The 8,826-nt window shown below is 43.2% G+C and carries 11 protein-coding genes; all 11 read left to right on the top strand.

Translation table 11 applies throughout. From position 1 onward, the window contains the following. Positions 1-277 precede the first annotated feature (277 nt). The 11 genes from SSIN_RS03335 to groES all read left to right on the top strand — a co-directional run bounded on the left by SSIN_RS03335 (position 278) and on the right by groES (position 8,806). On the top strand, positions 278-673 hold the full coding sequence (locus tag SSIN_RS03335; protein WP_037615768.1) for a single-stranded DNA-binding protein: 396 nt from the start codon (positions 278-280) through the stop codon (positions 671-673). A gap of 136 nt (positions 674-809) precedes the next feature. After that, positions 810-1,796: a substrate-binding domain-containing protein gene (locus tag SSIN_RS03330; RefSeq protein WP_037615766.1), complete on the top strand. Its 987-nt coding sequence runs from the start codon at positions 810-812 to the stop codon at positions 1,794-1,796. Next, positions 1,796-3,109: a sensor histidine kinase gene (locus SSIN_RS03325; RefSeq protein ID WP_037615764.1), complete on the top strand. Its 1,314-nt coding sequence runs from the start codon at positions 1,796-1,798 to the stop codon at positions 3,107-3,109. Before SSIN_RS03330 ends, SSIN_RS03325 begins: the two co-directional genes overlap by 1 nt. After that, a complete protein-coding gene (locus SSIN_RS03320) occupies positions 3,102-3,785 on the top strand; it encodes a response regulator transcription factor (protein ID WP_037615761.1) in 684 nt (227 codons plus the stop codon). Before SSIN_RS03325 ends, SSIN_RS03320 begins: the two co-directional genes overlap by 8 nt. Further along, the gene (locus SSIN_RS03315) at positions 3,782-5,062 is read left to right on the top strand and encodes an ABC transporter substrate-binding protein (protein WP_037615758.1); all 1,281 of its coding nucleotides are present in this window, start codon (positions 3,782-3,784) and stop codon (positions 5,060-5,062) included. Before SSIN_RS03320 ends, SSIN_RS03315 begins: the two co-directional genes overlap by 4 nt. A gap of 229 nt (positions 5,063-5,291) precedes the next feature. Then, positions 5,292-5,726, top strand: a complete 435-nt coding sequence (locus tag SSIN_RS03310; RefSeq protein ID WP_037615755.1) for a PTS sugar transporter subunit IIA — start codon at positions 5,292-5,294, stop codon at positions 5,724-5,726. A gap of 39 nt (positions 5,727-5,765) precedes the next feature. Beyond that, on the top strand, positions 5,766-6,260 hold the full coding sequence (locus SSIN_RS03305) for a PTS sugar transporter subunit IIB (RefSeq protein WP_005591585.1): 495 nt from the start codon (positions 5,766-5,768) through the stop codon (positions 6,258-6,260). A gap of 124 nt (positions 6,261-6,384) precedes the next feature. After that, positions 6,385-7,230: a PTS mannose/fructose/sorbose/N-acetylgalactosamine transporter subunit IIC gene (locus SSIN_RS03300; protein WP_037615732.1), complete on the top strand. Its 846-nt coding sequence runs from the start codon at positions 6,385-6,387 to the stop codon at positions 7,228-7,230. 1 nt (position 7,231) lies between these two features. Then, on the top strand, positions 7,232-8,071 hold the full coding sequence (locus tag SSIN_RS03295; RefSeq protein WP_037615729.1) for a PTS system mannose/fructose/sorbose family transporter subunit IID: 840 nt from the start codon (positions 7,232-7,234) through the stop codon (positions 8,069-8,071). A 17-nt stretch (positions 8,072-8,088) separates the two neighbouring features. Further along, positions 8,089-8,379, top strand: coding sequence for a hypothetical protein (locus tag SSIN_RS03290; RefSeq protein ID WP_037615727.1), 291 nt, complete (start codon positions 8,089-8,091; stop codon positions 8,377-8,379). A 145-nt stretch (positions 8,380-8,524) separates the two neighbouring features. Then, a complete protein-coding gene (gene groES, locus SSIN_RS03285; RefSeq protein ID WP_037615725.1) occupies positions 8,525-8,806 on the top strand; it encodes a co-chaperone GroES in 282 nt (93 codons plus the stop codon). Positions 8,807-8,826: the final 20 nt, after the last annotated feature.

Below are 8,826 nucleotides of genomic sequence, written 5' to 3'. Positions count from 1 at the left end.
AAAGTAGTGAGTACTCTCTCCCGTCGGAGATTTCTTCACTACTAATCTTAGTATGTTTGTCAAATTTTCCTGCTATTTTGTTAGCAATCTCGCTAGTTCTATCTTCAATTTCCAACTCCAAGCAGTGCTTGTTGATATGACCTACTGACGTTTTAATTCTAAACTAAAAAACGAACTATGATAAATCTTGAACGTGCAACTATCGAATTTCTCAAGAAATTGCTGATTTTATGATTTTTTAATGTTTTTTACGAATATTAAGATAGGAGGAATTAAAATGTACAACAAAGTTATTGTTATCGGCCGTTTGACGGCCACACCTGAATTGCATAAAACGACTAATGAGAAATCAGTTGCTCGGGCAACAGTAGCGATTAATCGTCGTTATAAAGGTCAAAATGGTGAAAGGGAAGCCGATTTTGTTAATATCGTCGTTTGGGGGAAATTGGCAGAAACTTTGGCTAGCTATGCAACAAAGGGCAGTTTGATTTCGATTGATGGGGAATTGCGTACCCGCCGTTATGAGAAAAATGGCAGCAACCACTATGTGACAGAAGTGCTCTGTCAAAGTTTCCAACTTCTAGAAAGTCGGGCTCAGCGTGCTCTTCGTGAAAATAATAGCAGCGCTGATTTAGCAGATCTTGTCCTAGAGGAAGAGGAATTACCCTTTTAAGAATACAAAGAGATAGAGGAATCCTCTGTCTCTTTATTTATTATAGGAGCCAGGAAATGTTTTGCTTTTTCGTTTGATTATAATATAATAAATGTAAGTGAAGTGTTAAATGAGCGCAGCTGACTAGGAGATAGAAATGGTATTAAGTAAGGGAAAAAAGAGGATTCAGACTTGCCAGAAATGTGCTCTCTGGTCTGTTTTTGTGCTGGCAATCTGTTGTCTTGCTTTCATCTACTTTAAAGGAAGCATGCCCGACAGCGGTCAAGTTAAAATCGGGGCAACCTATATGACCATGAATAATGATTTTTATAAAACCTTGAATGCTGAATTGGAGAAAAAAACCAATCAACAGGGGAGTCGGCTCTATGTTCGTGATTCGGAGTTGGATGAGGGGAAGCAAAGCCAGCAAATTACTTATTTTATCAAAGAAAAGGTTGATGTTATCGTTATCAATCCAGTAAAGAGCGACAGCCCAGATATTATCAGGGCTTTGAATGAAGCTAAAAAAGCGGGCATTCGCATTATCGTGGTAGATGCGCCGATGAATAAGCAGGTTGTTGTTGACACGACCATCGTATCGGATAACTATCAAGCGGGAGTTTTGATTGCTAAAGATATGATGAGTCGGCTTTCCGAGGCTGATATTCTTTTGCTTGAACACCGGAATGCCATCTCAGCTATGGATCGCGTACAGGGGTTTCTGGATACCATCAAAGGGCATCCAACCTATCGGATTGTTTCTCAGTTGGAAACCTTGGGGCAGACCGAAGAAAGCATGCCTCAGGTCAAAAGTGCCTTGGATAATGGGTTAGAATTTAATGTCGTTATGGCTCTCAATGACCGTGCTGCAATCGGTGCTTTGGCTGCAATCAAGGAACAAGGAGTGGCAGAAAAAATTTATATTTATGGAGTTGACGGTTCCCCAGATATTAAGAATTTTTTGGCCAATACGAATGATATTCAAGGAACGGTGGCCCAGTCGCCTATTCAGATGGGACGAAAGGTGGCAGAAGTGATTGAGCTGATGCGGGAAAAGAAATCCTGTGACAGCCAGTATCTAATACCAGTCCGCTTGATTAACAAGGACAATATTGGTGAGTATCCAATTACAGGGTGGCAGTGATGAAAGCAAAAAAAAGCATTTTTTACAGTAAAATAGCTCTAATGGTCATCAATTTTATAGCCATTGTCTATAATGCTTCGATTTATCTTTTTGCAACCAATTATGTCGTAACAAAAGGGTTCAGTCACTCGCTTTTGGAGCGTTTGGATGCCATTCCAGGATCGCCCAGTTTCACTTTCCTGATTTCTATTATCTTTTATGCTTGCCTGCTACTGGTGATGTACTATCGGGAAAAGCATCCCGATCAGCTATCTGTTTACGATAAGGTGACCATGATTGAAATTTTGCTGATGCTGGTCATCTTTACTGCCCTGCATTCGTCATACAATGGGCTGATTCTCCTCGTCTTTGCAGATATTTTCTATGGCTCTAAAGAGTTCAATGCTTCCAAGGACAAAAAATACTGGTTCTCCTTTATTATTTTGAGTTTTAGTATGTTGCTATTGTCAAACTACGACCTGCTGTCGCTCTTTGTCAAACTGCCTTCATTGGATACCTATATTCGTTTTTATCCAGAATCTACACGATTGCTACTGCTTTTTGGCAAGAACTTTCTTTTCTCCCTCAATATTGTCGTCTTTATGATTTCTCTTCTCTTTTATATCATGTCGGCGATTACAGAGCGGCATCGGATTGAGGAGGAGCTCCGCATGGCTTCTCAGGCCAATCGGGAGCTGAACAGCTATCTAGCTTTGTCAGAAAAAATTGCTGAAGACCGAGAAAGAAAGCGGATTGCCCGTGAAATTCATGATACACTAGGGCATGCCCTGACGGGCATCTCAGCGGGAATTGATGCCATCAAGGTCCTAGTGGACATTGACACCGAGCGGGCCAAGGAGCAGCTCAACAATGTTTCAGTCGTTGTTCGTGACGGGATTCGGGATGTCCGAGGCTCGCTCAATAAAATGCGGCCGGGAACTCTGGAGAATAATAGTCTGAAAGAGGCTTTGCTAAAGATTATCCGAGAGTATGAGGCAATTTCCAATTTGGATATTCATTTTCTCTATGAATGGGATACTATTGATTTAGACATTGCCAAAGAAGATATTGTTTTTCGCATCATTCAAGAGTCAATTACGAATTCAGTGCGTCATGGCCATGCCAGGACTATTTGGATTGAGTTGTTAGAAAAAGAAAATTATATTATGATTATTCGAGATGATGGTGTGGGTTTTGATGAATTACACTATGGCTATGGTTTGAAACAAATGCAGGAACGGTTGGCTATTATTGGTGGCAAGGTTCATTTTGAAAATCGTGAAGGTTTTTATACCTACATTGAAATCCCCAAAATAGGAGGTTGGAATGATTAAAGTTTTAATTGCAGATGACCAGGCTCTAATCCGAGAATCGCTGCAGATTATTCTGTCAGCTCATACGGATATCGAAGTGGTGGGAACAGCCAGTGATGGAAAAGAAGTGTTGGAGAAACTTCAGCGGCTTCGTCCGGATGTGATTCTGATGGATATCCGCATGCCAGTCATGGATGGTGTGCTCTGTACCAAGGCTGTCAAGGAACAGTATCCGGATGTTAAGATTATCATCCTGACAACCTTTGATGACGATGAATTTATCTTCTCTGCTCTCAAATACGGCGCGTCTGGCTATATTCTCAAAGGGGTTTCGACAGAAGAGCTTCACGAAGCCATTCAGACAGTCTATCGAGGCGGAGCCATGATCAATCCCAATATTGCCACCAAGGTCTTCAAAATCTTTTCACAGATGGCCCAGTCCAACTTTGCTATCACAGTGTCGGAGGAAAATGTAGAGGACATGAGCCGGACGGAGTGGAAGATTATCCAGCAGATAGGCTTTGGGATTTCTAATAAGGAGATCGCGGCCAAGCTTTATCTGTCGGAAGGAACGGTGCGCAACTACCTATCAGGGATTCTGTCTAAACTGAATTTGCGTGATCGAACTCAGTTAGCTATTTGGGCGGTTCAGACAGGAGTGACCCAGCGGGATTTTAGCAAGGGAAATGACAAATGAAGTGGCGATTCAGGCATTTGATTGTTCTTGTTCTGGTTATTGTTTCTGGTATTTTAAGCTTTGCTCTCTGGTCATCTAGTCAGGAAAAAATCCTGCGCATCGGTGTTTATGCCGGCTCTAGCTGGGATGTGCCCAACAGTAGGGAAAATAGAGTGCTGGACGATTTGATAGAAGAATTTGAGGAAAGTCATCCTCATGTGAAAGTGGTTTATGAGAGTGGTATCCCTAAAAAAGACTACGGTGATTGGCTGGCAGAGAAGATTCTTGAGGGCGAGCAGCCGGATCTCTTTATGGTGCCAGAAAATGATTTCTCCATGTTGGCCTCAACTGGAGCGCTTAAAACACTAGACTCCCTGATAGCGGATGAGCAGAAAGAGGCATTTTATCCGGTGGCTTATGAGGCTGGGCAATACCAGAGAGTCAGCTATGCCCTTCCAGTTGAGAGCAATCCCATCATGATGTGCGTCAATAAAGACCTGCTGGAAAAAGAAGGTGTCAGCATTCCGGAGTCAGGCTGGACGTTGGCGGATTTCTATGAGATTTGCAAGAAAGTGACCAAGGACACCAATGGAGATGGTGTAGTGGATCAGTACGGCATTACGGATTATACCTGGCAGCAGGCTCTGGTCGCTTACGGCGGCCATCTTACCGATAAATCCGGTATCAATGTAGACAGTGCTGAAATGCACCAGGCTCTGTCCTTTATGAGTAAACTAGAGACTCTCAATCAGCATTATCAAGTCACTTCTAATGATTTTGACGAGGGGAAGGTGGCCTTTTATCCTATGAGCCTGGCTCAGTATCGAACCTACAAACCTTATCCTTATCATGTCGCCAAATATTCTAGCTTTTCTTGGACCTGTATTTCCATGCCGACAGCGAGTCCAGAAGTTTATGGCACTCAAGTAAAGACTTCTCTCTTTGCTATGTCTTCCAACACCAAGCAGGAAAAACTAGCTTGGGAGTTCATGTTGCTCCTGTCGCAAAATGAAAAAAGTCAGCAGGCCTTGTTTGAAAAGTCGCAAGGAACCTCAGTCTTACCAACTGTGGTGAAAAGCCAGCAGACCAGAGAAATCTTGCAGGCAGATGACTTCGGCTTGGATTCTCTGACTTCTGAGAGGTTGGATCACATGATGGAGCGTTCCATCATGGATATCGGACAAGAAGTTGATCGCCAGACCTTGGAAAGGATTGATTATTTGATTAAGGAAGCCTCAGGAAATCAAGAAATTGACAGTGCCCTTCCAAGTATTCAAAAAGAAATTGAAAGCAGATAGTTTTCTGCTTTTTTTATTTATAGCAGGTTAGCTTTGATTTCAGCCTAACCTGTGCTCGCTTGTAATCCGTTAATAAATATAAAGAACCTATTTTCTAAGTCGCCTAGACCAATATGACATTTGTCATATCTAAACTAACATTTGTCATCTTTTCAAAGTGACATTTGACAATGGGAAAGCGGTTTCGTTTTTTGTACAATAGAATCAAGAAAATAAGGAGGCAAGAAGCATGAAATATCTTGTACTGGTCAGTCATGGGGGGCTAGCTGAAGGCGTACAGAGCTCCTTGAAGATGTTTGCCGGGGATAAAACGGACCAAATCATCGCCGTGGGTCTGAAAGAGGGAAAATCAGTCGATGATTTTGCTCTTGATTTCCGTCAAGCCTTGGCAGGTTTAGAAGCAGATGATTCTGTCTTGGTTTTAGCCGATATTGTGGGAGGAAGTCCTCTGACAACAGCGGCTAGTGTCCTAGCGGAATTAGGCAAATTGGATTCGGCAGTCATTCTTGGAGGGCTGAATCTGACGATGGGGCTCACTGGGCTTGTGATGAAGGATATGCTGGAAGGCAAAGACCTTGCTCAGACGATTCTTTCAGAAGCGACGGCAGCCTTGCAGGAGTTTGAAGTCTCATCAGACGATGATGAAGAAGACGACGACATTTAAAAGGGTTATTCATTTACTAAATTAGATAGGAGATTCAAAATGGTAGTAACATTTGTACGGATTGACGACCGCATGATCCACGGTCAAACTGTCACTCGTTGGGCTAAGGAATATCCTTGCGATGGGCTGATTGCAGTCAATGATGCAGCGGCAAGCAACAAAGTTTTGATCCAAGCCTACAAAGGGGCTTCTGACAAGAAAACTTTCGTTTGGACCAAGGAAGCCTTCAAAGAAAAATCTGGCAAGGTAACTGAATCTGACAGCCGCTATTTCTTGATTACCAAAAATCCGATTGATATGAAAGAAATCTTGGTGGATCAAGGCTATGTGCCAGGCAATGTTAAAGAAATCATCGTCGGACCAGCCAATGACCGTCCAGGAGCTGTCAAGCTGGGAAACAATCAATCCATCACACAAGAAGAAGCTGAAGCGATTGAAGCGATTGAAAAAGCAGGCTACAAGGTAAAATTCCAGCTGCTTCCAGACGTTTCCATCGGTTACTGGAGCGATTTTAAATCTAAATTTGGTTTTTAAACAGGAGCAGAGACTAAGCAGGACAAAGTTTTGGACTTTCTATAGCCTTGCTAGGCAAGGACTGTTTGAGGGAGTTAGAACTGGGTGCCTGCGACTGCTCAATCTTACTTAAAGGAGAAAGATTATGACAATTTCTTGGTTGCAAGCCGCAATACTCGGTATCTTTGCTAGTTTGTCTTCTATGCCGGGTATGGGTGGCTCAAGTATTGGTAACTATACACTTGGACGTCCGCTTGTCGGGGGACTCGTATGTGGTTTGATTTTAGGAGATGTGAGTCTCGGTATTATCTGTGGGGTAGCCATGCAGTTGGTGTATATCGCGCTGGTAACACCTGGCGGTACTGTTTCGGCTGATGTCCGTGCAGTTTCTTACATCGGTATTCCTTTGGCAATGGTTGCGATCAAGTCACAAGGGATTTCAGATGCTCAGCAGGCTGCTGACTTTGCAAAATCAATGGGTGTGCTGGTGGGTACGTTGGGAACGGTTCTCTTCTACGGAACAGCGACGATGAACTTGGTATGGCAGCACATGGGCTGGAAAGCAGTCGAACAGGGAGAATACAAAAAATTGTATGCAGTTGACTGGTACCTTCCATGGGTTTCCCACTTCCTCTTCTCTTTCTTGCCAACTCTGATTCTTTGCCGTTACGGTGCTGATGCCGTTACAGCTCTGAAAGATGCCCTCCCAATGGATGGTCTGCCAATGAAAACCCTCTTCACAGTCGGTTCTCTCCTTCCATGTGTCGGTATTGCGATTCTCTTGAAACAAATCGTTGAAAAAGTGACAGACTTTGTCCCATTCTTCGTTGGCTTTACCTTGGCTGCCTCACTTGGCCTCAACCTTGTGTCTAGTGCAGTTGTATCACTGATCTTTGCTCTGCTCTTCTATGAAGTACAGATGGCGAAAAATGCCAAAGCCAGTGCTGTGGCAGTAGGTGATTTTGACGATGATGACGAGGAGGATATCTAAGATGGCAACTAAAAAAATATCTAAAAAAACATTGACCAAATCATTCCACCACTGGTACTATGGTCACCTGACCTGCTTCTCTCAAGAGCACATGCAGACTTTTGGTTACTTGACCTCTATGCTGCCAATCGTGGAAGAATTGTACGATACGAAAGAAGAGCAAGCACGTTCTATGCACACTTATACAGCCTTCTTCAACACAGAACCTCAGCTGGGTACTCTGGTCGTTGGGATCACAGCTGGTTTGGAAGAAGCGCGTGCTAATGGTGCAGAAGCAGTAAATGACGAAACCATCAACGGACTTCGGGCTGGCTTGATGGGGCCGGTTGCCGGTATCGGTGACTCTCTGGTCGTTGGGACCCTGATTCCAGTTATTTTGGGGATCTCAATGGGGCTTTCAAATGGAGGCTCACCGATCGGTGCCATCTTCTATATCCTAGTTTGGAACCTGCTGGCTTATTTCGGTATGCGTTTTGCTTACTTTAAAGGTTATGAACTGGGAGATAAGGCCGTTGAATTCCTAGTGGGAGAACAAGGCCAAGCTATCCGTAAATCTGTTGGGATTGTCGGCGGGATGGTTATCGGTGCCGTTGCAGCAACTTGGGTACCAATCAAAACTGCCTTTCAATTGACCAATCCGGGTGAAAAAGAGCCTTACCTTGTCCTGCAAGATAAATTGGACGGTGTTTATCCAGGCCTCTTGACAGCTGTCTTTATCGTATTTTGCTGGTGGCTCATGGCTAAGAAGAACCTTTCTCCAATCAAAGTGATGCTCATTCTAGTTGTTATCGCCTTCCTTGGAGTACTGGCAGGCTTCTTTAACCCAGGTCTCCAATATTAAGAAAAAGAGGAAAAATCATGACAGAACAGGAATTGATTCAAGGCTATGAAACAGAAATTCGATACCAAAAGCATATGATTGAAAATCTCGGACGCTGGTTTAGTCTCTTCTTCACCATTGCCAGTATCGGTTTTGTCCTGATCTATCTCTTTCATCGAACCAATCTGCTTCTGTTCATCATCGGTGTTATCTTGGCTATTTTGGGAATCCTTGCCATGCTAGTTTTTGGCTATGGCATCTACAAGGGTAGACTGAATTTACAAAAGGTCATTGATGATTTTGAAGAGAAGCTGAGGTTAGCTCAATAAGGTTTCCATTTAACTTTCCCCCAAAAAAACTTTGTCATTTGGCAAAGTTTTTTTCTTGACTATTTCTGACCAAGTGATACAATATTAACTATAGATTAGCACTCATATAGATAGAGTGCTAAAATTCAATCTTTGGAGGAAAAGCATGTTAAAACCGTTAGGTGACCGTGTGGTCTTAAAAGTAGAAGAAAAAGAACAGAAAGTTGGTGGCTTTGTCATTGCTGGTGCAGGGCAGGACGCGACAAAAGAGGCGACAGTCATCGCAGTCGGCCAAGGGATCCGTACGCTAAACGGAGACCTGGTCGCACCGAGTGTCAAGCCAGGTGATAAGGTTTTAGTTGAAAGCCATGCTGGCATTGAAGTTAAAGATCAGGATGAGAAATTCCTAATCGTTGGAGAGGCAAGCATTCTTGCAATTGTGGAGTAAAAATCTAAGAAAGAGGTTTA

The sequence above is a fragment of the Streptococcus sinensis genome (genome assembly GCF_000767835.1).
Taxonomy (GTDB): domain Bacteria; phylum Bacillota; class Bacilli; order Lactobacillales; family Streptococcaceae; genus Streptococcus; species Streptococcus sinensis.
This window is presented reverse-complemented; position numbering and strand designations above follow the sequence as displayed.

Coding starts and splice junctions, on each gene's coding strand:
- SSIN_RS03300 (WP_037615732.1), top strand. CDS start 6,385: ATGACAATTTCTTGGTTGCAAGCCGCAATACTCGGTATCTTTGCTAGT.
- SSIN_RS03315 (WP_037615758.1), top strand. CDS start 3,782: ATGAAGTGGCGATTCAGGCATTTGATTGTTCTTGTTCTGGTTATTGTT.
- groES (WP_037615725.1), top strand. CDS start 8,525: ATGTTAAAACCGTTAGGTGACCGTGTGGTCTTAAAAGTAGAAGAAAAA.
- SSIN_RS03295 (WP_037615729.1), top strand. CDS start 7,232: ATGGCAACTAAAAAAATATCTAAAAAAACATTGACCAAATCATTCCAC.
- SSIN_RS03310 (WP_037615755.1), top strand. CDS start 5,292: ATGAAATATCTTGTACTGGTCAGTCATGGGGGGCTAGCTGAAGGCGTA.
- SSIN_RS03325 (WP_037615764.1), top strand. CDS start 1,796: ATGAAAGCAAAAAAAAGCATTTTTTACAGTAAAATAGCTCTAATGGTC.
- SSIN_RS03335 (WP_037615768.1), top strand. CDS start 278: ATGTACAACAAAGTTATTGTTATCGGCCGTTTGACGGCCACACCTGAA.
- SSIN_RS03290 (WP_037615727.1), top strand. CDS start 8,089: ATGACAGAACAGGAATTGATTCAAGGCTATGAAACAGAAATTCGATAC.
- SSIN_RS03320 (WP_037615761.1), top strand. CDS start 3,102: ATGATTAAAGTTTTAATTGCAGATGACCAGGCTCTAATCCGAGAATCG.
- SSIN_RS03330 (WP_037615766.1), top strand. CDS start 810: ATGGTATTAAGTAAGGGAAAAAAGAGGATTCAGACTTGCCAGAAATGT.
- SSIN_RS03305 (WP_005591585.1), top strand. CDS start 5,766: ATGGTAGTAACATTTGTACGGATTGACGACCGCATGATCCACGGTCAA.